We start from the raw sequence: 25,685 nt of genomic DNA, 5'->3' as shown, positions 1-25,685 counted from the left end.
ATCCGCTGGGAGATCCGCGACGACATCCACGAAGCCTTCCTCACCCTCGGATGCGCACTCATCTGCTGGCGACGCCTGCGCGCTCTGGCGACCGATGCCGTGGACTAGCTATCTGCCGCTAGTGCTGTGACCGGGAACGTTTGCCGGGTTGGGGTGGCCTGCGCCCGTTGTCAGAGCCTCCCGATAACGTGCCGGCAGCCAGATCCGGCTCTTCTCCGGGAGAACATCCGTGGACATCTTGCTCATCGCCGGCCTGTGGTTCGACAGATCCGCATGGGACGAGGTCATGCCCGAACTCACTGCACTCGGCCACCGTCCCTTGCCGCTCACCCTCCCCGGCCAGGGCGACGGCACCGCCTCCACGACGCTCGATGACCAGCTGGCAGCAGTGCTCGCCGCCGTTGATGCGGCACCGGGGAAGCCCCTGGTGGTGGGGCACTCCGCTGCATCGAGCCTGGCCTGGCTGGCCGCCGACGCGCGACCGGAGAAGGTGGCCAAGGTCGCATTGATCGGCGGCTTCCCTGCCGCCGACGGGCGGGCTTACGCCGATCACTTCGCGATTGAGGGCAGCACCATGCCGTTCCCAGGCTGGGGCCCGTTCGAGGGAGCGGACTCCGCCGACCTGGACCAGGAGACCAGGGACCGCCTTGCGTCCGCCGCTGTTCCTGTCCCCGAGGGGGTCGCCCGGGGAGTCATGCGCCTGACCGACGAGCGCCGTTTCGACGTCCCCGTTGTGCTCATCTGCCCCGAGTTCACTCCCGCCCAGGCCAAGGAGTGGATCGCCGCTGGCGAGAGCCCTGACCTCGCCCGCGTGCCCCACCTTGAGTACGTGGACCTCGACTCGGGCCACTGGCCGATGGCCACCCGCCCCCACGAGCTCGCCCGCATCCTGGCGGAGGCCGCGAACTCGTAGTGCTGTGGCGGGGTTGGGTCGTCAGGCCATTTCCGGTAGTGGTCTGCCGCCCCAGCGGATGCCCTTTTCGCTGCGGATGCGGGCGCGTTGCTCGCGTTGGGCGGCGAGTATGTCGGGGTGTCGGGCGTTGGCGTTGCGCCAGCGCAGGTAGGCGTGCAGGGCCCGGGTCTGCACCGGGTGGTTCGGGTGGTTGGAGTTGGCCAGGGTGAACTGCCGCAGCGGCCCGAAGTGCGCCTCGATCGGGTTGGCCCAGGAGGTGTAGGTCGGGGTGAAACATAGCTCGACCTTGTTGCGGGCCGCCCAGGCGCGGATCTTCGTGCCGCAGTGCGCGGACAGGTTGTCCAGGATGACGTAGATCGGGGCGCCATCCGGACGGGCCGCCCGAATCGACTTGAGCGCGGCGAGGGTGGGGCCGGCGCCTTAGCGGCGCCGGTTGACGCCCCATAGCCGATCGGTGCCCACGGCGTAGCAGCCGTGGAAGTAGGTGACGCCGTGGGTGCGGTGGTAGGTGGCCGGCAATCGGTCCGGCTTGCTCAGCTGGGCCCAGCAGGATCCGGCGGTGGGCCGGATACCGAGCGGCTCGAACTCGTCGAAGGCGAAGGTCCTATCCGGCCGCTCATGCAACGCGAATTCGATCCGCGCCAGCTTCGCCTCGAAGTGGGGATCCGGTGACTCCTTCCAGGTCTTGGTGCGCTGGAAGGTGATCCCGCGGCGGGACAGTGAGCGTTTTCCAACCTCACGCTGATGCGTGGTGAAGGACGAGGACGGCCTTCACCACGTCGGTGATGCGGTTGGTGCTGCAGCTGAGCCTCCGCAGGAGGCGCCAGCCCTTGAGGGTGGCCATGGCCTGCTCGCCGAGGCAGCGGATCTTGGCATGGGTGGTGTTGTGGCGGCGCTTCCATCTCTTGAGGCGACGGCCGCGAAACGGTACCCGGACGGGTCCGCCGGCGCCTTGATACGCCTTGTCGGCCCAGCATTTGAGTCCTGCTTCGGTGAGGGATTCGATGATGCCGTGCTGTCGTGCGGCGGTGAGGTCGTGAGTCGATCCGGGCAGCGCCGGCGAGGCCCAGAGCAACCGTCCGAACGGGTCGGTGAGGACCTGGACGTTCATGCCGTGGCGCTTGTGCTTCCCCGAGTAGTAGGGGGTGTCAGCGGCGATGCGGTCGATCGGCAGCAGAGTGCCGTCGACGATGACGAACGCCTTCGACCGGATCGTCCTCATCGCCTCGGCCAGGGACGGGGCCGGAGCGGCCAGGGTCTCAACGGCTTCACGTATGTAGCGGTAGGCAGTCGCGATCCCGATGCCGAATCCGGCGGCGAGTTGGGCGTAGGTGTCACCGCACCGCAGGTGGGCCAGGGCGAGTAGAGCCTGTCGCGAGGCGGGAAGGCGCCGCCACCGTGTCCCGATCTCCTGCCGTCTGGTGGTCAGCCGCCCGGCCAGGAACCGCAAGGTGCGGCTGGACAGATCGATCGAAGACGGATAGACAAGCACGCGAAGCTCCTGGCGGACACGGGTGATCTTGGTCGAGAACCCGTCTACCAGGAGCTTCGTCGTTGTGCAGGACTGTCCAGCTCGCGGTCAACGAAACCAGCTTGGAAAAGGCTCAGTGTGCGAAGACAGAGTTGGACGCCCTCGCCACCACACTCCACGTGAAGCCCGACGATCCATTGAAGGCATCCTCCGCGGGTCCCGATGCAGCCCCAACCGCAAGATGTGTATAGCCAAGGCCGTCCTCACCCTGAAGAGGCACAGCTGAAGAGGTTCAATGATTCGAAATAAGCCTTGGCTGAAACAGCTCACCCACACGGAAACTAAGGCACTAAAGCTACACTAATCGCACAATTCCACCTTGGTTACACAGCGTCAGAGGTCCAAGGTTTATTATTTACCTAGATCGAACCGGCTTGGCGTGCTACTGTCATATCTCGCATTCGGGGCGCTATTCCTCGATTTTCGAAATTCCCTGGGGGGGATAAACGTGAATTCACTTGAGTCACGCATAAGTGGCATGAAGATGGCCAAGGGAGTCGTGGTTGGAGCCATGGCTGTCGCCGCTATCGGCCTCACTGCTCCGCTATCCAGCGCATCTGCTGAGTCGTCGTGGAGCTATGGGTGCCGAGGGTACTGGTATTCCACCTCCGGCCACGGCTACTGCTCAAGCGCGACCAACTATCCTTCTTGGGACTACGACACGTGGTATGACTGCAACAACGAGATTGACGAGTATAAATACAAGGTGCTAAACCGTGCATACACGGGGAAGTTCACCTCGTATGAATGCACGTTCAAGATCAACAAGACCCGTGTATCAGGAGCCTGAAGCCAGTATCATCGCGGGCCCGCCACCAATGGCGGGCCCGTCCTGCTTTTCGAGGAAATCTGCCAATGTCGACACACCCCATCGCTCGATTGGCGGCCCTTACTCAAGGGTACGGAAGTCGAAGCATTATCGATAATCTCGACCTCTCTATCCAGCCTGGAGTAACTGGCCTATTGGGACCCAACGGTGCGGGTAAAACCACCCTTTTCCGCACTCTGGCCACCATTACTCCTCCGTGGAGCGGGAGTTTGGAGCTGTTCGGCAACCTCGTCAGCAACGAGCGGCAGGCGCGACGGGCCCGTCGCCGAATCGGCTATCTCCCGCAGGATTTCGGCTATTACCCGAGCTTCTCGGTAACGGATTTCGTCCGCTACTGTGCTTGGCTGCGTGAGGTCCCCTCTAAGAAGGCCGACGCCATGACCAAGGAGGCGCTGGCGGCGGTTGGCCTGGCCGACAGGGCGCAGGTCTCCATGAAGTCTCTGTCCGGCGGCATGCTCCGGCGGGCCGGGATTGCTGCGGCCATCGTCGGATCCCCATCCCTGCTCCTCCTGGACGAGCCGACCGTCGGCCTTGACCCAGCCCAACGTCTCGACTTCCGCCAGCTCATCCGTTCCCTCGCGCTCGCGGGAACGGCGGTCGTCCTCAGTACGCACTTGGTCGAGGACGTCGGTGTCGCTTGCGATGCCGTCCTGGTGCTGAACGATGGCCAGGTGCGCCACAGCAGCACGCCCGCGCAGCTGGCAGAGCTGGCCAAGCCCACCGCTCCTGGCGACAGTCCCCTGGAACGTGGCTACATGACAGTGCTTGGTGACCATTGGCCTAATGAGGAGGGCTCGCGATGAACGCCTATCGCATCGAGCTGCGCCGCTCTCCACTGTTGACGGCGTTCCCCGTGATGATCGCCGTGGACCTGCTGGTTCTCTTTGGTCGGTCCCGGTACTGGATCGGCGTGTGGCCCGAAGCGAGTGCGGCGGCCCAGGTCGTCACACTCTTCCTTGGGCCCGTGCTCGCTGGTGTTTCGGCCTGGCAGGCCGGACGCTCCTCCCGCTCAGGAATGCCTGAGGCTGTGCTTGGGGCCGCCCGGCCAGCCTGGAGGATTGAGGCTGTGCGGCTGGCCGCAACCCTCACTCTCGGCTTCCTCGCGTACGCGATCGGGTGCTTGACCGCCGCAGTCATTTCATTTGACGCGGCGGGCCCCGGCTTCTTGTGGCCTTCCTACCTGCTACTCGGTGGCTCGACCCTGATCATCTTCGCGTCCGTGGGTCACCTAGCTGGGCGATGGTGGCCATCTGTCGCCTTCACCCCGGCGGTCTGCGCGCTGGGATGTTTCATCAGCATGCTGGCACTGCCCTTCAAATTCAATGTTCTGGCAGGGCCTCCGGAGGAGCATCTTCGGCTTTTTCCTGTCATCGTACGGTTGTTGTTCGCACTCGCTCTCGCGGCGCTGGCGGTGACTGCCCCGCCACTTCGTGGCAGCGTCGAACGTCAGATGTCTCGACACAGAACGCCGTGGCATATCCGCGGCGTCGCGGCTGGAGCGGCAGCCGTCTCGTTGCTCGCGTTGGTCGCTGTGCCTGCTGCCGGCGAGTTGCGCGTCGAGCGTCCAGCAACAGCAACGACGCCAGTGTGTGAGCGTGCCGAAGAAGGGGCTCCGCGGGTGTGCGTGTGGCCCGAGCATCGCAAATACCTAAACGACTTGACACGCATGGCCCAGCGCTTGGACCAGTCTCCCCTTCCCTGGTTGAAGGCACCTCGAACCTTCTATGAATTTGGGCTGAAGCGGACCACGCGGGGCGACGGTGGATTTGATATCGCCGAAGGGCACGTGCGTACTGCAGCGATAGCTATGGCCGACCGGGTATTCAAGGAGTCGCTGGGTCTTTGTATTCCGCCGCAACAAGAGAACCGAGTCTGGCAGGCCATGGACAACATCCATCTTTGGCTTGAATACCATTCCACCGGTCAAGATCCTGCGGTCGCCGACGAGGGGCTTCACATGGAGGGCGTTTCCGCTGCCCAGCGTGCAGCGACCACGGCTTTGCGAGCTCCAGTAGCCGAACAGCGAAAGTGGCTCACTCAGGAACGCAGCTACATTGTTCGAGAACCATCATGGTGCGAGCCCGATGCCCTCTTCTGACTTCCTCCGCTACGCGAGAGTCCACCGAGCCGTTGCCGTCCTAGTTGCTACGTCCGCTGTCGTCCTCCTGTCAGCACTTTTTGGCGGTACTAACATCGCGCTTCCCTCCATAGGGAGCGGTGGAGTTACTACCGGGGTACCATTCCGGCGCGAAATCCCATTCTTGTCTGCTGTCTTCCTCACGGCGGCGTTCGACGGCGCCATGTCGACGCATAACGAGATGGGTGCGTCAGTGATGCATAGCTATCGCCGCAGATACTGTACGAGCCTGACGCTGGCGGTTTGCGTAATTTCCTTTGGCACTGAGGCATTCGCAGTCGGGTCGGAGGGTGGTGCTATTTTCGTCCGATCCCTCTTGATCTGGCTCGGTCTCGCACTAGTGTCGATGCGGCTACTGGGCAACCAGCTCGCCTGGTCCCTCCCCTTGGCATCGGCCTTCCTTCTGATCTGGTACCCCCAAAATTGGTGGGACTGGACGTCCAACCCGGCCACAGACCTCTTCAGCTGGATGGTCGCTGCTGCCGCCCTCGCCATCGGGGGAACCGCGACCGCGGCGACCCCGTGGCGCTGCAAAGCTTTTCTCCGAAGGTGAAATCTGGCGGGTAGCCTGAGGCCCGATGGGTGGTCAGAAAGGCGAAAAGCGCCTCTGTCCAGCAAGAATGATGATTTTCTAGGTCCTTGAGCGTTTTCCAACCTCACGCTGATGCGTGGTGAAGGACGAGGACGGCCTTCACCACGTCGGTGATGCGGTTGGTGCTGCAGCTGAGCCTCCGCAGGAGGCGCCAGCCCTTGAGGGTGGCCATGGCCTGCTCGCCGAGGCAGCGGATCTTGGCATGGGTGGTGTTGTGGCGGCGCTTCCATCTCTTGAGGCGACGGCCGCGAAACGGTACCCGGACGGGTCCGCCGGCGCCTTGATACGCCTTGTCGGCCCAGCATTTGAGTCCTGCTTCGGTGAGGGATTCGATGATGCCGTGCTGTCGTGCGGCGGTGAGGTCGTGAGTCGATCCGGGCAGCGCCGGCGAGGCCCAGAGCAACCGTCCGAACGGGTCGGTGAGGACCTGGACGTTCATGCCGTGGCGCTTGTGCTTCCCCGAGTAGTAGGGGGTGTCAGCGGCGATGCGGTCGATCGGCAGCAGAGTGCCGTCGAGGATGACGAACGCCTTCGTCCGGATCGTCCTCATCGCCTCGGCCAGGGACGGGGCCGGAGCGGCCAGGGTCTCAACGGCTTCACGTATGTAGCGGTAGGCAGTCGCGATCCCGATGCCGAATCCGGCGGCGAGTTGGGCGTAGGTGTCACCGCACCGCAGGTGGGCCAGGGCGAGTAGAGCCTGTCGCGAGGCGGGAAGGCGCCGCCACCGTGTCCCGATCTCCTGCCGTCTGGTGGTCAGCCGCCCGGCCAGGAACCGCAAGGTGCGGCTGGACAGATCGATCGAAGACGGATAGACAAGCACGCGAAGCTCCTGGCGGACACGGGTGATCTTGGTCGAGAACCCGTCTACCAGGAGCTTCGTCGTTGTGCAGGACTGTCCAGCTCGCGGTCAACGAAACCAGCTTGGAAAAGGCTCAGTAAGCAGCGCAGCGCCTCACGGCCAATGCGGATCGGCCCCGATGGCAGGCGCTGCAGGTGCTCGGCGAGCTTGCGGATCGACCAGCGGGTGAACGGCTTGCCGAGCCTGGTCGGGCGGGTGGTGGCCGTCGCCACGACGAGGTCCTCGTCGTCAGGCGTCAGTAGGCGGGGACGACTTCCCGCCCATCGAGGGTCCAGGCAGGCTAGGCCGATCTCGTTGAAGTGGTGAATGACGTCGCGGACGGTGTCCTCGTCCGCGGCCACCAGCCTGGCGATTACCGGCACGGTGTTCCCGCCGGCTGAGGCCAGCAGCATCATCGCCCGCCGATAGCGCACCGTGTTGGTGCTGCCCCGGCGCACGATCTGCTGCAGCCTCTGCCCGTCCTGCTCGGTCAACCTGCGGACCCTGACTGGTGGCGCCACCATGCCTCCCCACCCGAACGGACAGATCTCCTCCATCCAATCCGGGCAGGCCCAGCCACCGGGCAGAAACCGGTGAACCTATGTGGTCACAGCGCTAGCCGGTTAAGGGCTTCCCTGGGGGTGAAGCTCCAGCCGACCAGATGCGGCCCACTCCAGTTGATGCCGATCACGAGTCCATCCCTGGCAGCATCGGGCAGTACAAGATCACACCAGGTGTCCAAGGGCATGGAATCGACGCGGAGCCCACGCCCCCAGATCTTCGCCGCCCTGTGAGCCCGGGGCGAGGTCGACCAGAAGGGAAAACTTCGCGTGCCGTCGGCGGAGAGGTGAGTCGGGCTTCCGTCGTCATCCCGGACAAGCCAGACCACTCTGTTTGCACGGACATCTCGGAAGAATGCCGCCGCTTGCGAACCGCTCTGACTCATGGCCACCAAGCCTAGCGTTCCCCAAGACCCATTTCGTTAGGAGTTCTAAGACGGATAACACGTCCTTGCCGCGACCACCGCCTGATAGTTTCCTGGCTGTTGAGCCAGACCGGCTCAACAGCCAGGCAGAAGGCGGTGACATGGATTGCCCGAGGCTCGACCGCTGAATCCCGCCGGGGCGCGGCCCAGTTGGGACCCTCGTTTCAAGCCCTGCATTCCCACCGTCACCCTCACCGGCGCGACCGCTCATCACTCCTTGTGCGGGCTCTTCACCCAGGCCGATGAGCTGGCCATCCTCGACTGCGCCTCACCGGGCGAGACCGTCGCCGTCATCGAGTACCTGCTGGCGATCTGCTTCGCATCCGGCACCTGTCCGTCCTCCGACAAGGAATGGCGCGCCTGGGTCCTCGACCGGAGGAGCCTGGCGTCGGCCGCCGCATGGCTGGGGGAGCAACCGGCGGATTCCTGGGATCTGTTCCACCCCGCACAGCCGCTGGCGCAGAACTCCGAACTGGCGGCGGACCTTGGCGAGAGCGGCACCGGGACAGCACAGCTGGTCATCGAACATTCGGGCGACTACAACCAGCATTTCGACCACCATCACCTCGAACTCCAAAATCCGCTTCCGGCCGCGGACGCCTTTCGCGCCACTCTCACCCAGCACGTCTACGGCCCGTACGGGCGGGCGCGCATGTCCGGAAAGCGGCTCGGCCCCAAGGTCACCAATCTCGCGGCGGGCCGGCTGACCGGACGGATCCGGGTCGTCGCCCTGGGGCAGACGCTCGGCGAGACCCTGCGGCTGAACGTCTATCCGCCCGACGGGCCGGGGATGCCGCTCAACACCTCCTGGACCACGGGCGACCTCCAACGGCGCACGTTCACCGAGAAGGCGAAGCCCCGGGTGCCGCGGAGCTCGGCGGACCTGCACAGCGCCCTGGGGCGTTCCGTGCTGCTGCGTCCGGCGCACGGGCCGCACGGGCAGATCACGGTCGACCGGGTCCTGATCGGGGCCGGCGAGGTACTGGAACACGACCCGGCACGTCATCTTCAGGACGCCGTGTACGGCAGGACGACGAACGGCACGTCGAAGCCGCTCTGGCCCTCCCCCAGCCGAGCGCTCTGGCAACAGGCCCACGCCCTTTACAGCGCTGTCAGGGACGACCGGGCCGGGCTGTACGCGCGGCTGCGGTCCCTTCTCCCGTACAAGCGGACGATGCCCGGCGCCCCGTACCAGCTCTGGGCTGTCGGGCTCCTGGCCAACAAGACGCTTCCCGTCATCTGGACACACGGCGCCTACCCCTATGCCCCGGGCATGGCCGCGCACCTCTACCGGGCGTCCCGCAGGGGCTCGGACATCGCCGAGCACATGGCGCGGACCCTGAAGCACGCGGCGATCGTGGCCGCGGAGACCGCGTTCCCGGCGGTGCGGGCGACGGACGAGGCCGGACAGGTGGCACGGCTCGACGCCCGCTACGCGTTCTGGCCCGCGGCCGAGGACCCCTTCCACGAGCTGCTGGACGAGGTGATCGACCGAGGGATCGAGGACGACGACCCGGTGTCCGCCCCCTTGGTCGCCTACGCACTGGAGTTGATGAAGACGGCGCGCACCCAGCTGCTCCGGCGCCTGGACGCACTGCCGCCCAGCGACCGCAATCACCGCGCGCGGGCTCGGGCCGTGCGGCTCTTCGACGAGGCCATGTCCGGCGGCCGGGCCCCGGCCGAACTCCGAGGGGAGACCGCACTTGACTGAGCAGAGTCCGCCGGCCGGAGCGGGGACACAGCCGTCCCGGTTCCCGCACGACAGCACGGCACTCACCGCCTGGCTCACCGCCCTCGTCCGCAACCGCGAGTACGGAACGCTCGCCGAGCTCCGCCGGGACCGGGTCCGCACCAACGCGCACATCCGCGCGGGCTGGTTCGGAGGCGACGACCACCGCGACCTCTTCGAGCGGATGGCGTTCCTGTTCGCGCTCTACCACCAGGGACGTCCCGCACCCTCGTACGGCCACGGCAGCCTCGGCGCCGCGGCCCGCAGGATCGGGGACGGGACCGGGCGCGGGCCGGACAATCCGGGTGCCCAGCGGCTTCTGGACCGTGTCGTCGCCAGCCGGCGCATCCCCTGGCGCCACCTCCAGCACACGATCACCCGGCTGCGGTCCTGCGAACAGCCCCCACCGTCCTGGTCGGGTCTGACCGAGGACCTCATCCGATGGCACGACCGCAAAGCGCGCGTCGCCTATCGGTGGTCGGTCGAGTTCCACACTCCGCCGGGCGCGGCCGGAACTCACCGGACGGACCGATGACGCCACCGGCGGCTCCACCCACGATTCGACCGACGACGCGGAAGGACACCACCTCGTGACCGAGTCACCTCGCAGCCAGTTCCTCTCCTTGCACCTCATCGAGACGCTGGCCGCGGTCCTCCCGGTGCGCGACGAGAACGGGCAGCCCAAGACCCTCGTTTTCGGCGGCGTGGAACGCCACATGATCACGAGCCAGGCCCGCAGGCGTGCGGAGCGGGTCCACGCCCGTAACCGGGCCAACGCCGGCCGCGGGGCGCTCAAGGGACGCAGCATGGGCGTCCGCACCCGGGAGTGGGCCTTGCTCACCGGACGTGCACTCGAGTCCGCGCACGGCTGGGATGCGGACACGGCTCTGACCACGGCCCGAGCCGTGCTGGAGGCGAGCGGCCTCAAATTCGGCGACCCGAACAAGAAGACCGTGGCCCATCTGACCCGGGTGCTCATCTTCGCTCCGTCCGACGCCGGGGCGAGGATCGCACAGCACATCGTCGATCAGGCGGCGGAGGTCGAGGAGTGGCGCGGGGCCTATCTCGAAGCCCAGGCGCAGGCCGAGGCAGCCAAGAAGACGCGGCGCGGAGCGAAGAAGAAGGCCGCGGCACCGCCGGAGGCGGACGACGTCACGGTGGAAGCCGCGGCGGAAGCCTCCCTTCCTCCTCTGCCCAAGGCCACACGCGACGCCGTGCTGCTGGCGCTCGCCCCGCGCGACGCCGTGGACATCGCTCTCTACGGCCGCTTCCTCGCCGAGATTCCCGACTCGCCGAACGTCGACGGCGCCGTCCAGACGGGGCACGCCTTCACCGTGCACGAGTCGGAACAGATCGAGGACTTCTACGCGGCAGCCGATGACGCGAAGCTCGATCGCAAGCGCAATGCTCTCGACTTCCTCGACGCGGCGGACGACGCGGGAGCGGGCATGACCGGGTACCAGTCCCTGATCTCCGGCACCTTCTACCGCCACGCGGTTCTCGACCGCACCCAGCTCCGCACCAATCTACGGGTAGCCGGAATGGAAGAGGCCGAGGCCGAACAGGCCGCGTCCGAGGCGGAGAAGGAGTTCGTGAACTCCTTCGTCGAGGCATTCCCGGAAGCGAAGAAGAACTCCACCGCGTCCACCGGATCGCTCCCCGCGCTCGTCCTCGCCTTCGAAGGGGAACGCCCCTACAACTACGCCTCCGCCTTCCAGAAGGCGGTCGACGAGGGGCCCTCGTCGGCCGGCGGGGAAGGACCGGCCGGCCCCGCCGCCGTACGCAGGCTGCTGCGCCACCACACCTTCGTCAGCCGCCGCCGCGGCGACCTGCGTTCCGCGAGGGTGCTCACGTACGACCCCGAGATCGACCTGCTCCTGGGCGAGCTGGGGCTGCCGGAGTCGCTGTCCGTGGTGGAGCGGGCCGAGGACCTCACGCCGTGAGCGGAGAGACCGGGGCGCACGTCCTGCTCGTCCGGCTGGCCGGGCCTCTCCAGTCCTGGGGCGTCAACGGCAGGTTCTCCCGCCGCGACACCCACAGCCGCCCCACGAAGTCGGGCGTGATCGGCATGTGTGCCGCGGCTCTCGGGCTGCCCCGGGAAGAACCCCTCGGGGAACTCGCCGAGGTGCTCTTCGGGGTGCGGGCCGACCGGCCGGGCGTGCCGCTTCGCGACTACCACACGGTCGGCGGGGGAACGTATCCGCTGCGCCCGCGCGACCTCATCACCGACCACCAGCGGGCCGCCAGAGCGACGACGGAACCGCCGTCGGTCCCACCGCAGGATGCCTCGGAAGCCGGTCCGTTCGGCCGGGGGGAGCTGGAGGCCTGGTACGGATCGCCGAAGTACGTGGCCACCGACCCGGTGTCAGGAGCCCTTGTGTCCCGGGAGGTTCGCCGCCACAGCATGATCACAGAGCGCTGGTACCTCTCCGACGCCGCCTTCCTCGTCGGTCTGGAACACCCGGACACCAAGCTTTTGGAACGCATCGCCCACGCCCTGGAGCACCCGAGGCGGCTCCTCTGGCTCGGCCGCAAGGCCTGTCCGCCTTCGGGGGACCTCGCCCTCGGTATCGTCCCCGGCCCTCTCCGGTCGGCGTTCGAGACACATGCCCTGCTCCCCGATGCCGTCGGCCCCGAAAGCGGGCCGCAGGCCGCGGCGCGCGAACGCCCATGGGCCTGGATCGAGAGTCCGAGACCGCTCCCCGGTGTCGGCCCCCTGTCCGACCAGCCCGTGCGCTTCGGAGCGGACGGGGGCACCCACAGCCTCCGCTGGGAGACCCGTCACCGCATCACCATCGCCGCACACGCCCGTGGATGGGACATCATCCTGTGAACACGACCGCCGCCGCGTCGAACGCCCCGGCCGCCCGGTTCGTCGCCGCCCAGACCCTGCTGACCCTGGATTCCCGGCATCCGTACGCCGGTAAGTCACTCATCGACGCACAGGACATGCACCGGACCGTCATGAGCGGCTTCCCCGGCTGGGTGGACGACGGCAGCCCGGACCCGCGTGCCCAGATGGGCATCCTGTCGACCTGGACCCTCGACCTCCGCCAGGCGCGGCTCAACCTCGTGGTCCAGTCGTCGATCCCGGCGGACTGGAGCGGTATCCCCCAGAGGGCCTTGGCAGAGAAGCCGGAGCCCCTCACCATCGACCGCACCTTCCGCGTCGGTGACCAGGTCGCCTTCCGGACAGTCGTCAATCCGGTCCGCAGCGTTCCGCCTCCACCGGGCTCTCCGCCGAAGACCCGAGGTACCCGCGTCCCCCACACGCGCCCCGAACACGTGAAGGGATGGTTCGCGCGCCGCCTCCAGCCGCCCGGCGAACCCGCGGTCGCCCCGGACGGGGTCACCCGTATCGGCGCGGACACCGACACCGACCGGATCGCCGTGCGCATGCTTCCGCGCGTCTCCAGCCCGGCACCGCACAAGGGCCTGCGCATCGCCCGCGCGGAGCTCAAGGGCACCCTCACAGTCACCGACCCCAAGGCGTTCGTCGCGGCCCTCACCCAGGGCATCGGTCACGCGCGTGCGTACAGCTGCGGGCTGATCCTCGTGCGCTGAACCCCTTCGGCCGCGGCATGGTCCACGCGCGCCTGTGGGGATCCGCACGGGGCGTCCCGGCCATGCCGACGAAGTCCCCGCTCCCGTACAACCCCCCGGCCACGCCAGAGGTCTCCTGAGCGAACAAGCGTTCCCGCGTTGTCGCGGTTTCCGCATCTGTCACTTCACTCAGAGGTTTCCATGGCCCATGCTTCTCCCCGCCGTCGCGCCCTCCTCCAGACCGCCGGGGCTGTCGGCGCCGTTGCACTGATGGCGCTGGGTGCCGCGCCCGCGGGTGCGGCGGACTCGGACGCCGCCGGTCTCGCGCTGGGCAGGATCGGCCCGATCGACGGGGTGAAGCCGGGCAGCGAGCTCGGCCTGCCGGGTTCCTTCACCAACACGGGCACCGCGGCGCTCGACAAGGTCTGGATGGCCTGGTCCGTGACCCTCGGTCTCGGGTTCTCCCAGACACCCGCCAACTGCGCGACCCAGAACCTCGGCGGCGCCGACGAGATGCCGCAGTCCTTCGTCATGGTCTGCGAGTTCGACCAGACGGTGAGCCCCGGCGTCGTCTACGCGCCCGAGGGGCTGAAGCTGAAAGTAGCGGACAGCGCCCTGAACGACGAGCTGGCCGTGCGGGTCAGCGACAGCCGCATCGAGACCGGTACGGGCGATGAGGGCCCGCCGGATCAGGGCACCGGGCCCGCGGTGAAGCTGGTGGAACGACCCGACGAGACCCCGGCCGCCCCGGGCTCCACCGAGCCCGCCTGGCGCAAGACGAACGTGACCGCCAAGAGCACGGCCGACTTCCAGGTCACGGGCGCCCAGCTGAAGGGCAAGGTCGGCGACACGGTCCCGTTGTCCGTGAAGTTCACCAACGCGGGGCCCGGCTGGGTGGCCGGGGAGCCCTACACCTCCGTGACCCACATCCGCGTCAAGATGCCCGCCGGCACGACGGTCACCCAGTCGTCCTGCCAGAGCCAGGGGCAGGGGACGTACGACTGCGGCACCTACAACTCGTGGGTCTACGCGGACAGCGAGACCACCTACAAATTCAAGCTGAAGATCGACAAGGCGGTGGCCGGGGCCAAGGGCTCGGTGGCGCTCGAAAAGAAGCCCCGTCCCTTCGACCCGGTCAAGTCGAACGACACGGCGGACATCCTGCTCGACGTCGAGGGCGCGGACACGACGGGTGGCGGCGGCTCGACGTCCGGTTCGGGCGGTACGGGGACGGCCGGATCCGGCAGTTCGGGGACGGACGCGTCCGGCGGTTCCGGCTCCGGCGGTTCGGGCACGGGCGCGGCCGGCGGTTCCGGTTCTGCGTCAGGTTCCGGTTCGGCGTCCGGCTCAGGGGGCTCCGCCACCGGCGGCGGCTCCGCCCCGGGCTCCTCCGGCTCGTCCTCCTCAGGCGGTGACCTGGCGGCGACCGGCTCCGGTTCCGTCCTGCCCCTCGCGGCCGCGGCCGCCGGTGCCGTGGTCCTCGGGGCGGGCGGAGTCCTGGTGGCACGCCGTCGCGCCGCCCGGCAGCGGTAACGACGTCCGATCCGACGGGGCGGGCGCGAGCCTGTCCCGTCGCACGCCCCGCCGTCCCCGCCCGGACCCCGTCCGGGCGGTGGGGCGCGCCTCTCGGCCAGGCGGAAACAGCGCCGCAGTCTCGCGGACGCCCTGTCGCGCACCGGCCCCAGGCAGGAGACTGGACCTTCAGGCGGCCGGATGCGGGCCGGCCGAGAGGACCGGAACCGAGGGGGACACACATGCGGGACAGCCATCGCGCGGAAGCCGAACGGCTGTTGGTGCGGGCCGTGGAGGAGGAAGTGCGGCGCACCGGCGGACGGGCGGATTCCGGTGTGCTGATGACGCGTGCGCGGGGCGCCCTGGACTCCATGGCGTCGGGTGCGGCAGAGGAGTACACCTCGTACGTCCAGGCACTCGACGCCGCGGCGGCCGGAAAGCCGAAGTTCGACAAGGCCTCGCTCGGAACACCGTTGCTGGTGACCGGAGTTGCCGCGACGGCCGCTTTCGGGGCGGATCTGGCCCTCGGCACGGCGTCGGGGCTGGCGCTCGGCGCGGGGGCGGTCGTCGCGGTCGCGGGCGCCACCGCGACCGTCGCCAAGGTCACCGCCGCGCACTGGCCGGCCGCCTCCCGCCGGGCCGGAGCCCTCGGACAGCCGGGCGGTACGGAGCAGTTGAGACTGCAATGGCTGACGGCGCTGGAGGTACGCGGCATCCGGCCGTTCCTCGACCAGCAGCGGATGCTGACCGCCTCGTCCCGCACCCCGGCGAAGAAGGCCGCAACCGCCAAGGCCCGCACCGCCCCGGTCCTGCGCGGCGGGGACCGCAGCGCGGCGGCACGCATGCGCGCCGTCCTCGACCAGTCGTTCAGTCATCTCCCGTCCACCGATGGCCAGTTCGCCGGGCGGCGGGCCGAACTCACCAGGATCGGCCAGTGGGTACACGCGGCACGCGCGTCCACGGAGACGAAGCCCACCGTGGTCGTCCTGCACGGGCCGCCGGGCGCCGGGCGCACCACGCTGGCCGTGCGGGCGGCCCACGATCTGAAGGACCAGTTCCGGGGCGCGTGCGTGGTGGACCTGCGCGGCGGCGCGGACGGAGAGCCGCCGCTGCCGACCCGTGACGCGCTGCTCCACCTGCTGAACCGGCTGGGCGCGCCGCGCGAGCAGCTGCTGTTCCGGGACGGGGGCTCGGCCGGGCGCTCCGCGGGGTCCTCCGCCGAGCAGCAGGTGCGCCGGCTCAGCGAGTTGTACCACCAGCATCTGACCGGGACACCGGTGACGGTCGTCCTCGACGACGCCAGTGACGTGGAGCAGATCCGCACGCTGATCCCGGAGCGTTCCGACAGCCTGGTCCTGGTCACCGCCCGCCAGCCGCTCGAACTGCCCGGGTCCCTCCAGGCGTGGGTGCACCAGCTGGAGGTCGGGGCGCTGGACCCGGCGGGCGCGGAGGAGCTGCTGCGCGAGGCGTCCCAGGAGGAGGACCGGGGGCCGTACGACTACCCGTCCAGCGAGGCGATCGCCGAACTGTGCGGCGGGCTGCCGCTGGCGCTGCGGATCGCGGGCTCCTCGCTCGGGGAGCGCACTCCGAGCGCCCTGGCCGCGGACCTCGCCGCGTACGGCCCGGTGACACCGGTCGAGCGGGCGCTGTGGCTGCGGTACACGGACCAGTCGGAGCAGGCGCGGCGGCTGCTGCGGCGGCTCGCGCTGGCCGGGCGGGCCAGTCTGGGCGCCGCCGCGGCCGCCGCGCTGCTGTCGGCGGACGAGCAGGAGGCCGAGCGGCTGCTGACCGCCCTGTCCCGGGCCGGGCTGCTGGACCACGTACGCGGTTCGCGCTACCGGCTGCACGACCTCGTACGGGGCTTCGCGCTGGCCCGGCTGCTCGACGAGGAGGAGCCGGCCGAGCGCACGGCCGCGCAGGAACGGCTGATCGTGAACTACGCGGAGCTGGCCGGTGCGGTGATCCGGATGGTGGACGGCAAGATGTCCACCAGGGCCGGACAGTTCGGCTCGCACGGCTTCACCTCGCTGGACGCGGCGCTGCGCTGGCTGGACGAGGAGTCGAGCTTCATCACCTCCGCGCTGCGGCACGCGGAGGGCGTCGACCAGGCGGCGGTGCTCGACCTGCTGGGCGCGCTGTGCGACTACTGCCTGCTGCGCGGCGACCTCTACCGCCTCGGCGAGATCAGCGAGTTGACGCAGGCGGTCGACCAGGGGCTGCTGGAGCGCTCTGTGCAGTGGCGGACCGGGATCGCGGCCCGCCAGCTGGGCGAGCTGGACAAGGCACGCACCACACTGTCCTCCGTCGTCGGCCTGTACCGCGAGGCGCAGAACGACTCGGGTACGGCGCTGGCGCTCTGTTCGCTCGGCATCACCCTGCACCACCAGGGCAATCTGACCGAGGCGGCGGCCCGGCTGCGGGAGGCGCTGGAGCTGCAGACCTCCGAGGAGCAGGCCGGCGACCGGGCCTGGTCGATGCACGCGCTGGCCGCGGTGGAGCGTGACCGGGCGCACCCGGCCGAGGCTTTGGCGCTCCTGGACACGGCGCTGGCCCTGCATCGCGAGGGCGAGTCGCTGCACGGGGAGGCGTGGACGCAGTTCCAGCTGGGTCAGGTGTGGCTGCGGTTGGGCGATGTGGAGCGGGCCGAGCTCGCGCTGCGGACGGCCCTGGATCTGTACGGGCGCACCCGCGACGAGCGCGGCGAGGCGTGGGCGCTGACCCAGCTGGCCCGCGCCCGGCTGCTGGACGGCGATCCGGCCCCCGCGGTCGAGCAGCTGAACGCCGCGCTGTCCCGGCACCGCGACAACGAGGACGCCCGGGGCGAGGCGTGGACGCTGTACTACCTGGGCCAGGCCCTGGAGGAGACCGGCGAGACCGATCAGGCGGTACGGCAGCTGGAGCGGTCGCGCACGATGTTCTCCCGGATGCGGGACGTGTACGGGCTGGCGTGCGCCCGGCACCACTCGGGCCGGGTCACCCGCGACCAGCGGGCCGCCCAGACGGGCAACCTGCGCAACTCCGGTTTCGCCCGCCAGCTCCTGGTGGACGCGCGGGCCGACTTCCGGCGGATCGGGGTCGCCCACGGGGAGGCGTGGACGTGTCTGGAGCTGGCCCTGATCGACGCGGGCAACCAGCGCGCGCCGCAGGCGCTGGGCCTGTGCGGCGAGGCGGCCGGGCTGTTCGACTCGTACGGCGACGCGCGCGGCGCCGACTGGGCCCGCTTCCTGCGCTGCACGCTGCTGCCGTACGCCTCACCGGGCGGCATCGAGGTGGGCACGGTGGTGGCCCAGCAGGAACTGGCCGACCTGATCGCGGCCGGCCACACGAGCAGGGACGGCAAGCTGGAGGAGTGCGCGGAGGCGTTCCGGGTGGTCCTGAACCGCGGGGTGGACCTGGAGGACGGCTGGCAGGCCTGGCGCCTGGGCCTGACCCCGACCCGTCACGCCCGAGAGATCATGGGCGTCCCGGCCCCGACGTCCTGAGTCCTCCCGGCCGGAATCCGGCCCGCCCGGCGGCTGAGGCCGTCTTTCCACCCCGCCGGGCGGCCACTTTTCCGGCCCATGCCCAGCCCGGCGCGGTCCAGCCCAGCCCGGCGCGGTCCGGCCGGCGCTTGAGGACACCGGACGCACCGGTCCCGTCGGCGTCCGGGGGCGGATCGGTCACCGGCCTCCGGTACCGCCCCGCCCCCGCCCCACTACTTCCGCTTGACGGAACCCGCGGAACCCGCGGAACCGGCCGCAGCCGACGCCTTCGGCGTCCCCTGCGTACCCGGGACCTCCGGAGCCTCCTCGAAGTCGACCTTCCCCATGTGCCGGTTCATGGACTTCATCAACGCCCACACGCCCACCGCGAGCGCGGCGAAGACGATGAAGCCGAGGACCCCGGGGGTCACCTTGTTCTTGTCCAGTTCCTCGGCGAGCGGGACGAGGTGCGGCAGTGCCTGAGTCGCGTACATATCAGGCATTGTCGCGGATGCCCGCGAAGAGGTCGCTCTCGGGGAGGGAGGTATCGACGAGAGACTTCGCCAGCTCGTACTCCTCGGTCGGCCAGACCTCCTGCTGGATGTCCATCGGGACCCGGAACCAGCCGCCGTCCGGATCGATCTGGGTCGCGTGCGCGATCAGCGCCTTGTCACGGATCTCGAAGAAGTCCGCGCACGGAACATGCGTGGTCAGCGTGCGTTCCGCGCGCTCGAACTCCTTCCAGCGCTTCAGCCAGTCCGCGTACGGGGACTCCAGGCCGCGGGCCAGCAGTGCCTCGTGCAGCGCCACCGTGCGCGGCTTGTTGAAGCCCTGGTTGTAGTAGAGCTTCTGCGGCGTCCAGACCGGACCGAACTCCGCCTCGGGGAACCTCTCGGCGTCCGCCGCGCCCTCGAAGGCGATCATCGAGACCGTGTGGGTCATGATGTGGTCGGGGTGCGGGTAGCCCCCGTTCTCGTCGTACGTGGTGATGACCTGCGGCCGGAACGCGCGGATCTTGGCGACGAGGCGTCCGGCGGCGACGGTCTCGTCCTCCAGCGCGAAGCAGCCCTCGGGGAGCGGCGGCAGCGGGTCGCCCTCGGGCAGTCCGGAGTCGACGAAGCCGAGCCACTCCTGCTTGACGCCCAGGATCTCGCGGGCCTCGTCCATCTCCTTCCTGCGCACCTCGTGGATGTTCTCCTCGATGTACGCGTCGCCCTGGAGTTTCGGGTTGAGGATGGAGCCGCGCTCACCGCCCGTGCAGGTCACTACCAGCACGTCCACCCCCTCGGACACGTACTTGGCCATGGTGGCCGCGCCCTTGCTCGACTCGTCGTCGGGGTGGGCGTGCACGGCCATCAGTCGAAGCTGCTCAGTCAAGACTCGTTCCTCAGTGATCGGTCGCCATCAGGTTGCCGTCCCGCGGGGACGTCGGTGTGGGGTGGCGGTCGGGTGCCGGGTGGAGGCTTCTATAGTGACCGAACCGGGGGGCGGAAAATTCCTTCGATCCCCGGCACGGGAGGAACGATCATGACTGCGGTGCGCGAGGCGCCCCCCGAGAACCGCTACGGCCGCTCCGCGGACCAGCGTGCGGACCGCAAACTCAAGATCATCGGCTCGGTGCTGGGCGTCGCCCTGCTCGGCGTGATCGGCTGGATCGGCTACGACTACGTCTCGGGCCAGGGGGTCAGCGCCGAGGTGATCAAGTTCAAGGTCGTCTCGGACGACCGGGTCGAGGTGCATCTGGAGGTCCGCAAGGACCGGGATGCCAAGGGTTACTGCACGATCCGCTCGCAGCGCGAGGACGGCACCGACGTGGCCCGCAAGGACTTCCGCTTCGACGAGGACACCGACCGGATCGACCGCGTTCTCTCGCTGCGTACGACGTCCAGGGCGACCAGCGTCGAGCTACTGGGCTGCACGGACGACAACGGGGCGTCGCGTTGACCGCCGCACGCAGGCCCTGACCTGCTCTTGACGCCGCTGACCTGCGGTTCGGCAGGATAAGTCGGTTACCTTCTCCCCCTTTTCCCGGTGAATTGTTAGGCTCGTGGTTTCGCCCACCCGTGGAAGCGCATGCTTCGGGGTAGGGCGATGCTTTGTATTCCCAGTACCGACGAGGAGCACCCTGTGACCCAGACCAGCGAAAACGTCACCTGGCTCACGCAGGAGGCGTACAACCAGCTCAAGGCCGAGCTGGAGTACCTGTCTGGTCCCGCGCGCACGGAGATCGCCGTAAAGATCGCGGCGGCCCGTGAGGAGGGGGACCTGCGTGAGAACGGCGGGTACCACGCGGCCAAGGAGGAGCAGGGCAAGATGGAGCTCCGGGTGCGCCAGCTGACCCAGCTCCTGGAACACGCGAAGGTCGGCGAGGCGCCGGCCGACGACGGTGTGGTCGAGCCCGGCATGGTCGTGACGATCGCTTTCGACGGCGATGACGACGACACGACGACCTTCCTCCTGGCCTCCCGCGAGTACGCGAGCGCGGACATCGAGACGTACTCACCGCAGTCCCCGCTCGGGGTCGGCGTGAACGGCAAGAAGATGGGCGAGACCGCGGACTACGAGCTGCCGAACGGCAAGACCGCGACGGTGAAGATCCTGTCGGCGAAGCCGTACTCCGGCTGATCCGCACAGCTGCACAGCTCGGCAGATGACAGAGAGCAGAGAGCCCCGGCCGCAGGCGGCCGGGGCTCTCTGTTCGTCCTGTGCGGTCAGACGGCGACCGAGCGGTACTTGCGCACGGCCAGGGTCCGGAAGAACAGGATGATCAGCACGGACCAGATGAGCGAGGCCCAGACGGGGTGTTCCATGGGCCAGGCGCCCGTCACGGACTTCGGCACGCCCTCGATCGTGTTGCCGAACAGCTCGCGGGCCGCGGCCACCGTGGCACTGAACGGGTTCCACTCCGCGACGTACTGCAGGAACCTCGGCATGCCGTTGACCGGCACGAACGCGTTCGAGATGAAGGTCAGCGGGAACAGCCAGATCAGCCCGCCCGAGGTGGCCGCCTCCGGGGTGCGGACGGAGAGGCCGATGAGCGCGCCGATCCAGGTGAACGCGTAGCCGAGCAGCAGGAGCAGGCCGAAGCCCGCGAGCACCTCACCGATGTTCTCGTGGGTGCGCCAGCCCACGAGCAGCGCGACGGCAGCGAGTACCGCGAGCGTGATGGCCGTCTGCACCAGGTCGGCCAGGGTGCGGCCGGTCAGCACCGCGCCCCGCGCCATGGGCAGCGACCTGAACCGGTCGATGAGCCCCTTGTGCATGTCGTCCGCGATGCCCGCACCGGCGCCCGCGGTGGCGAAGGTGACGGTCTGCGCGAAGATGCCGGCCATCAGGAATTCCTTGTAGGCGCCGGCACTGACGCCCGCGCCCGGAATGGCGATCGAGCCGCCGAAGACGTACGTGAACAGCACCACGAACATGACCGGCTGGATGATCCCGAAGAGGATCATCTCCGGAATCCGGGTCATGCGGATGAGGTTGCGACGGGCGATGACCAGCGAGTCCCGCACGGACTGGCCGATACCGCCGCTCGACCTGGGTGCGCGGGTGGGGGCCGCCGTGTCGCTGAGGGCGCTCACTTCCCTGCCTCCGATCCGGCGGCCGCGGGCTGTCCGTCCGCCCCGTCGCCCTCGCTCTTCTGCTGTTCGGCCGCGTGGCCGGTGAGGGAGATGAACACGTCGTCGAGGGTCGGACGCCGCAGACCGATGTCGTCGATCTCCACGCCCCGGCTGTCGAGGTCGCGGATGATCTCGGCGAGGAGCTTGGCCCCGCCGTCGACCGGAACGGTCAGTTTGCGCATGTGCGGGACGACGGCGACCTCCCCCTTGCCCAGTGTGCCCAGGACGGAGCGGGCCGGATCGACCTGGTCCGGCTGGTGCACGACGACCTCGACGCGCTCGCCGCCGGTGCGGGCCTTGAGCTGGTCGGAGGTGCCGCGGGCGATGACGAGACCGTGGTCGATCACGCAGATGTCGTGGGCGAGGCGGTCGGCCTCCTCCAGGTACTGGGTGGTCAGCAGCAGCGTCGTGCCGCCCGCCACCAGCTCCTCGATGACCTCCCAGAGCTGCTGCCGGTTGCGCGGGTCGAGACCGGTGGTCGGCTCGTCCATGAACATGACCGGCGGGGAGACGACGAGCGCCGCCGCCAGGTCGAGCCGGCGGCGCATGCCGCCGGAGTACGTCTTGGCGGGCCGGTCCGCCGCGTCGGCCAGGTGGAACCGCTCCAGCAGCTCCCCCGCCCGGACCTTCGCGTCGCGCCGGCTCATCTGGTAGAGCTGGCCGACCATCTGAAGGTTCTCGCGGCCGGTCAGGTATTCGTCGACGGCGGCGAACTGGCCGGAGAGCCCGATCGAGCGCCGTACCTCGTTGGGCCTCTTCAGGACGTCGATGCCCGCGACGAAGGCGCTGCCGCTGTCGGGCCTGAGCAGCGTCGTCAGGACGCGCACGGCGGTCGTCTTGCCCGCGCCGTTGGGGCCGAGAAGGCCGAGGACGGTGCCTTCGGGCACGTCGAGATCGACACCGCCGAGTGCGGTGACGTCACCGAAGGTCTTGACCAGACCTTCGGCGTATATCGCGCCTGGCATATGGGGTTCCCCCAGTGGGTTTGGGTGACTTCCTCACAGATCCTAGATTTGCCCGCCTCTCCCCGCCCGGCGAACAGCGAAAGCGAACACATGTGCGCCGAAGGGCCGGGCGATGGCACAGTAACGCGATACATCGCGATACACAAGGCTCCGGTCTCGGAGCAACGGGCCGACGGAGCGGTTCAGTTCGGTCCGGTCCGGTCCGGTTGGTTCGGTCAGTTCGGGCCGGTTAGTTCAGTTCGGTTCAGTTCAGTTCAGTACCAGGTATCCCGCCTCGCGCAGCGCCGCCGCGACCTCGGCGCAGTGCTCCGGGCCCTTCGTCTCCAGATGGAGCTCCACCTCGGCCTCGGTGAGGCCGAGCCGGGGGTCGGTGCGTACGTGGCTCACGTCCAGCACGTTGGCATCGGCCACCGAGAGCACGGCGAGCATCGTCGCCAGCGCGCCGGGCCGGTCCGTCAGCCGCAGCCGCAGGCTCAGATAGCGGCCGGCCGCCGACATGCCGTGGGTCAGGATGCGCTGCATCAGCAGCGGGTCCACGTTGCCGCCGGAGAGCAGCGCCACCACCGGCCCGCGGAACGACTTCGGGTCGCTCAGCAGGGCCGCCACCGGGCTCGCCCCGGCCGGCTCCACCACCATCTTCGCCCGCTCCAGGCAGAGCAGCAGCGCACTGGACAGCTCGTCCTCCGACACCGTACGGACCTCGTCGACCAGCTCCCTGATCAGCGGGAAGGGGACATCGCCGGGCCGCCCCACCTTTATGCCGTCCGCCATCGTCTGGAGCGAGCCGACCGACACCGGGTGACCGGCGGCCAGCGAGGGCGGGTAGGCGGCGGCGCCCGCCGCCTGCACACCGACGATCCGCACATCGGGCCGGACCGCCTTCACCGCCACCGCGATGCCCGCGGCAAGACCGCCGCCGCCTATCCCGACGACGATGGTGCGCACCTCCGGGCACTGCTCCAGGATCTCCAGGCCGACCGTGCCCTGGCCGGCGATGATGTCCGGGTGGTCGAAGGGGTGGATGAAGACCGCCCCGGTCTCCCGGGCGTACTCCTGCGCCGCGGCCAGCGTCTCGTCGACGACATGGCCGTGCAGCCGCACCCGCGCCCCGTACTCGCGCGTAGCGGCGACCTTCGGCAGCGGCGCCCCGACCGGCATGAAGACCGTCGAGCCTACGCCGAGCAGCGCGGACGCGAGCGCGACGCCCTGCGCGTGGTTCCCGGCGCTCGCGGCCACCACGCCCGCCGCCCGTTCCACCTGGGACAGTCCGGCGATCCGTACGTACGCACCGCGCAGTTTGAACGAGCCGGTCCGCTGGAGGTTCTCGCACTTGAAGTGGACGGGAGCGCCCACCAGCTCGGTCAGATGGCGGCTGCCCTCCATGGCGGTGACCCTGGACACGCCGGAGAGCATCTTCTGCGCCCCCTTGATGTCATCGAGGATCAGCGGGGGGAACTGGGTGGCCGGCGGGAAGTTCATATGGCAAGTCTTGCAGCTGGAAGGGGTGGCGGCCGCCGCGAGGGATGGCGTCCTGCGCCGATGTCCGCAGGTTTGTGCAGCGCTGGTACGCGTTGCCCCGGGGCCGCGTACTCTGTCCCCCACCCATCCGACACCGCACGAAGAGAGCCTCCGGCCATGCCCCCTCAGGACATGACGACTGCCGCGTCTCCTTCCGGGGGCGCAGCCCCGGAGAACCCGGGTCCCGACCACCTCCTCGACGCCCTCCAGCACCAGGTGGCGGTCTTCGCCCGCCGTGCCGAGCAGACCCGCCTCGGGGGTGTCGGCCAGGTGCGCAACTCCATGGACCGGGCCGCGTACCTGCTGCTCAACCGGCTCGACCGGGAAGGTCCGATGGGCGTGAAGGCGCTGGCCGCGGGGATGGGGATCGACTCCTCGACCGTGACCCGGCAGGTCGCGCCGCTGGTGGACACCGGCCTGGTCAAGCGGACCTCGCACCCGGAGGACGGCCGGGCCGTCGTGCTCCAGCTCTCCCCGCGCGGGCAGGCCCGCCTCGACGAGGTCCGCGCCTCGCGGCGCGAGCTGATGTCCCAGGTGACGGACGACTGGGACGCCGAGGAGCGGGACACGTTCTGCGCGCTGCTCACCCGTTTCAACGCGGCGCTGGCCGCACGGCAGAGCGCGCACCAGCCGCCCGCCGCGGACTGAGGGCCCTGCCCAGGCCTCCCAGGCCTTGACCGGGGGCCCGCGGCGCGCTCGGATAACAGGGTGCGAGAACGCCAGGCGGGCCGACAGCGGCGCCGCGCCCAGGAGTTCGAGGCCTTCGTGGCGGGCGCGGCCGGCCGGCTGCTGCACGCCGCCACCCTGCTCACCGCGGAACCCGCCCGGCCGCCGGGTGCCAACGAGCTCGCGCAGCGGCTGCTGACGGCCGCGCTGGCCCGTACGTACGCGGACTGGAACCGGCTGCACGGCGAGGACCCGTACAACCGCACCCGGCAGGATCTGGCCACCCGGTTCGCGCGTGAGGCCTGGCGCCACCACCACTCGCACGGCGGGCTGCTGGCCGGGCTGACCCCGCAGGAACGGCTCGTCCTGGTGCTGCGGCTGCACGAGGGCGTCCCCGAGGAACAGACCGCGGCGCTGCTCGGACTGCCGGCGGACCGGGTCCGCGCGATCTGCAACCGCTCGGTGGCGACGATGCGCGGCACTCGCGGCCCCACCGTCCGGCGGGAGGCCGCGCCATGAGCGGGGTGGGCCGCAAGGAGGACGAGGTCCGGCGGATGCTGGAGGGGCCGCATCCGCAGGTGCCCGCCGATCTCGCGGAACGGGCGGTGGAGCTCGGCGGCCGGGTGCTGCGCCGGCGGCGGGCCCTGCGCCTGCTGGGGCTGCTGGTGCTGATCGCCGCGGTGGCGGTGTTCGCGGTGTGGGCGGTGACGGTCCAGCCCTGGCAGGCGCCGCCGGCCTTGACGACGCCGCCGCTGGGCGACTGGTAGCGGCGGTCTGCCGTCGGGGCGGCGCGCGGGTGCCGCGCACCGCCCCGGGGGCGTACCGCCGCTACCGGCCGGGGAGCCG

At 69.3% G+C, this 25,685-nt stretch carries 24 protein-coding genes and 2 pseudogenes; 16 read left to right on the top strand and 10 right to left on the bottom strand.

Annotated elements, in window-relative coordinates; genetic code table 11:
* Nucleotides 1-229 precede the first annotated feature (229 nt).
* Nucleotides 230-913, top strand: a complete 684-nt coding sequence (locus ACIP89_RS11975) for an alpha/beta fold hydrolase (protein WP_402114536.1) — start codon at nucleotides 230-232, stop codon at nucleotides 911-913.
* A 21-nt stretch (nucleotides 914-934) separates the two neighbouring features.
* Here the strand turns inward: ACIP89_RS11975 and ACIP89_RS11970 are convergent.
* Both ACIP89_RS11970 and ACIP89_RS11965 read right to left on the bottom strand, forming a co-directional pair.
* Nucleotides 935-1,633: pseudogene (locus tag ACIP89_RS11970) on the bottom strand (transposase); the annotation flags it as partial.
* Between the two features lie 16 nt (nucleotides 1,634-1,649).
* On the bottom strand, nucleotides 1,650-2,405 hold the full coding sequence (locus tag ACIP89_RS11965) for a transposase family protein (protein WP_402114533.1): 756 nt from the start codon (nucleotides 2,403-2,405) through the stop codon (nucleotides 1,650-1,652).
* Nucleotides 2,406-2,922: 517 nt separating this feature from the next.
* Here ACIP89_RS11965 and ACIP89_RS11960 point away from each other — a divergent pair.
* Genes ACIP89_RS11960 through ACIP89_RS11950 form a run of 3 tightly spaced genes read left to right on the top strand, consistent with a single transcriptional unit; the run spans nucleotide 2,923 to nucleotide 5,371 of the window.
* Nucleotides 2,923-3,234 (top strand): hypothetical protein, encoded by a 312-nt coding sequence (locus tag ACIP89_RS11960; RefSeq protein WP_402114603.1) that lies wholly within the window; start codon nucleotides 2,923-2,925, stop codon nucleotides 3,232-3,234.
* Complete coding sequence (locus tag ACIP89_RS11955) at nucleotides 3,192-4,076, top strand: ATP-binding cassette domain-containing protein (protein ID WP_402114530.1); 885 nt, start codon at nucleotides 3,192-3,194, stop codon at nucleotides 4,074-4,076. The genes ACIP89_RS11960 and ACIP89_RS11955 overlap by 43 nt, the downstream gene beginning before the upstream one ends.
* A complete protein-coding gene (locus ACIP89_RS11950) occupies nucleotides 4,073-5,371 on the top strand; it encodes an ABC transporter permease (protein ID WP_402114527.1) in 1,299 nt (432 codons plus the stop codon). Before ACIP89_RS11955 ends, ACIP89_RS11950 begins: the two co-directional genes overlap by 4 nt.
* Nucleotides 5,372-6,066: 695 nt before the next feature.
* On the opposite strand, the gene ACIP89_RS11945 is transcribed toward ACIP89_RS11950, so the two are convergent.
* From ACIP89_RS11945 to ACIP89_RS11935, 3 genes and pseudogenes are all read right to left on the bottom strand, one after another.
* Nucleotides 6,067-6,822, bottom strand: coding sequence for a transposase family protein (locus tag ACIP89_RS11945; RefSeq protein ID WP_402114524.1), 756 nt, complete (start codon nucleotides 6,820-6,822; stop codon nucleotides 6,067-6,069).
* Nucleotides 6,823-6,932: 110 nt separating this feature from the next.
* Nucleotides 6,933-7,361, bottom strand: a pseudogene (locus ACIP89_RS11940) (transposase); the annotation flags it as partial.
* Nucleotides 7,362-7,447: 86 nt separating this feature from the next.
* Nucleotides 7,448-7,786: a DUF2750 domain-containing protein gene (locus tag ACIP89_RS11935; protein WP_402114521.1), complete on the bottom strand. Its 339-nt coding sequence runs from the start codon at nucleotides 7,784-7,786 to the stop codon at nucleotides 7,448-7,450.
* Between the two features lie 145 nt (nucleotides 7,787-7,931).
* Here ACIP89_RS11935 and ACIP89_RS11930 point away from each other — a divergent pair, with 145 nt between their 5' ends.
* From ACIP89_RS11930 to ACIP89_RS11900, 7 genes are all read left to right on the top strand, one after another.
* Nucleotides 7,932-9,536, top strand: a complete 1,605-nt coding sequence (locus tag ACIP89_RS11930) for a type I-E CRISPR-associated protein Cse1/CasA (protein ID WP_402114518.1) — start codon at nucleotides 7,932-7,934, stop codon at nucleotides 9,534-9,536.
* On the top strand, nucleotides 9,529-10,089 hold the full coding sequence (gene casB, locus ACIP89_RS11925) for a type I-E CRISPR-associated protein Cse2/CasB (RefSeq protein WP_401931868.1): 561 nt from the start codon (nucleotides 9,529-9,531) through the stop codon (nucleotides 10,087-10,089). Before ACIP89_RS11930 ends, casB begins: the two co-directional genes overlap by 8 nt.
* A gap of 55 nt (nucleotides 10,090-10,144) precedes the next feature.
* Nucleotides 10,145-11,497, top strand: coding sequence for a type I-E CRISPR-associated protein Cas7/Cse4/CasC (locus tag ACIP89_RS11920; protein WP_402114515.1), 1,353 nt, complete (start codon nucleotides 10,145-10,147; stop codon nucleotides 11,495-11,497).
* Nucleotides 11,494-12,387 carry a type I-E CRISPR-associated protein Cas5/CasD gene (cas5e, locus tag ACIP89_RS11915; RefSeq protein WP_402114512.1) on the top strand — a complete coding sequence of 298 codons (894 nt, stop codon included), beginning with the start codon at nucleotides 11,494-11,496 and terminating at the stop codon, nucleotides 12,385-12,387. Before ACIP89_RS11920 ends, cas5e begins: the two co-directional genes overlap by 4 nt.
* Entirely contained in the window at nucleotides 12,384-13,118 is a 735-nt protein-coding gene (locus ACIP89_RS11910; protein WP_402114510.1) for a type I-E CRISPR-associated protein Cas6/Cse3/CasE, read from the top strand. Before cas5e ends, ACIP89_RS11910 begins: the two co-directional genes overlap by 4 nt.
* Nucleotides 13,119-13,298: 180 nt before the next feature.
* Complete coding sequence (locus ACIP89_RS11905; RefSeq protein WP_402114507.1) at nucleotides 13,299-14,630, top strand: hypothetical protein; 1,332 nt, start codon at nucleotides 13,299-13,301, stop codon at nucleotides 14,628-14,630.
* A 221-nt stretch (nucleotides 14,631-14,851) separates the two neighbouring features.
* Nucleotides 14,852-18,091: a tetratricopeptide repeat protein gene (locus ACIP89_RS11900; protein ID WP_402114505.1), complete on the top strand. Its 3,240-nt coding sequence runs from the start codon at nucleotides 14,852-14,854 to the stop codon at nucleotides 18,089-18,091.
* A 212-nt stretch (nucleotides 18,092-18,303) separates the two neighbouring features.
* Here ACIP89_RS11900 and ACIP89_RS11895 read toward each other — a convergent pair whose 3' ends face one another.
* On the bottom strand, nucleotides 18,304-18,564 hold the full coding sequence (locus tag ACIP89_RS11895; RefSeq protein ID WP_402114502.1) for a hypothetical protein: 261 nt from the start codon (nucleotides 18,562-18,564) through the stop codon (nucleotides 18,304-18,306).
* Nucleotide 18,565: 1 nt separating this feature from the next.
* A complete protein-coding gene (mca, locus tag ACIP89_RS11890; RefSeq protein WP_401929670.1) occupies nucleotides 18,566-19,447 on the bottom strand; it encodes a mycothiol conjugate amidase Mca in 882 nt (293 codons plus the stop codon).
* Between the two features lie 150 nt (nucleotides 19,448-19,597).
* Here mca and ACIP89_RS11885 point away from each other — a divergent pair, with 150 nt between their 5' ends.
* Both ACIP89_RS11885 and greA read left to right on the top strand, forming a co-directional pair.
* Nucleotides 19,598-20,014, top strand: a complete 417-nt coding sequence (locus ACIP89_RS11885) for a DUF4307 domain-containing protein (protein ID WP_401929672.1) — start codon at nucleotides 19,598-19,600, stop codon at nucleotides 20,012-20,014.
* Between the two features lie 183 nt (nucleotides 20,015-20,197).
* Nucleotides 20,198-20,695 (top strand): transcription elongation factor GreA, encoded by a 498-nt coding sequence (greA, locus tag ACIP89_RS11880; protein ID WP_024488974.1) that lies wholly within the window; start codon nucleotides 20,198-20,200, stop codon nucleotides 20,693-20,695.
* Between the two features lie 86 nt (nucleotides 20,696-20,781).
* On the opposite strand, the gene ACIP89_RS11875 is transcribed toward greA, so the two are convergent.
* From ACIP89_RS11875 to ilvA, 3 genes are all read right to left on the bottom strand, one after another.
* Nucleotides 20,782-21,651, bottom strand: a complete 870-nt coding sequence (locus ACIP89_RS11875; protein ID WP_401929675.1) for an ABC transporter permease — start codon at nucleotides 21,649-21,651, stop codon at nucleotides 20,782-20,784.
* Nucleotides 21,648-22,655: an ATP-binding cassette domain-containing protein gene (locus ACIP89_RS11870; RefSeq protein WP_401929677.1), complete on the bottom strand. Its 1,008-nt coding sequence runs from the start codon at nucleotides 22,653-22,655 to the stop codon at nucleotides 21,648-21,650. The genes ACIP89_RS11875 and ACIP89_RS11870 overlap by 4 nt, the downstream gene beginning before the upstream one ends.
* A gap of 249 nt (nucleotides 22,656-22,904) precedes the next feature.
* Nucleotides 22,905-24,134, bottom strand: coding sequence for a threonine ammonia-lyase (gene ilvA / locus ACIP89_RS11865; RefSeq protein WP_401929679.1), 1,230 nt, complete (start codon nucleotides 24,132-24,134; stop codon nucleotides 22,905-22,907).
* A 156-nt stretch (nucleotides 24,135-24,290) separates the two neighbouring features.
* Between ilvA and ACIP89_RS11860 the strand changes: the two genes are divergently transcribed.
* The 3 genes from ACIP89_RS11860 to ACIP89_RS11850 are packed head-to-tail and all read left to right on the top strand — an operon-like array spanning nucleotide 24,291 to nucleotide 25,606.
* Nucleotides 24,291-24,821 (top strand): MarR family winged helix-turn-helix transcriptional regulator, encoded by a 531-nt coding sequence (locus ACIP89_RS11860; RefSeq protein WP_401929681.1) that lies wholly within the window; start codon nucleotides 24,291-24,293, stop codon nucleotides 24,819-24,821.
* Between the two features lie 60 nt (nucleotides 24,822-24,881).
* On the top strand, nucleotides 24,882-25,358 hold the full coding sequence (locus ACIP89_RS11855; protein WP_402114499.1) for a sigma factor-like helix-turn-helix DNA-binding protein: 477 nt from the start codon (nucleotides 24,882-24,884) through the stop codon (nucleotides 25,356-25,358).
* Nucleotides 25,355-25,606, top strand: a complete 252-nt coding sequence (locus ACIP89_RS11850; protein ID WP_401929683.1) for a hypothetical protein — start codon at nucleotides 25,355-25,357, stop codon at nucleotides 25,604-25,606. Before ACIP89_RS11855 ends, ACIP89_RS11850 begins: the two co-directional genes overlap by 4 nt.
* The last annotated feature ends 79 nt before the right edge of the window (nucleotides 25,607-25,685 follow it).

The sequence above is a fragment of the Streptomyces sp. NPDC088730 genome (assembly GCF_044751215.1).
Lineage (GTDB): Bacteria > Actinomycetota > Actinomycetes > Streptomycetales > Streptomycetaceae > Streptomyces.
This window is presented reverse-complemented; position numbering and strand designations above follow the sequence as displayed.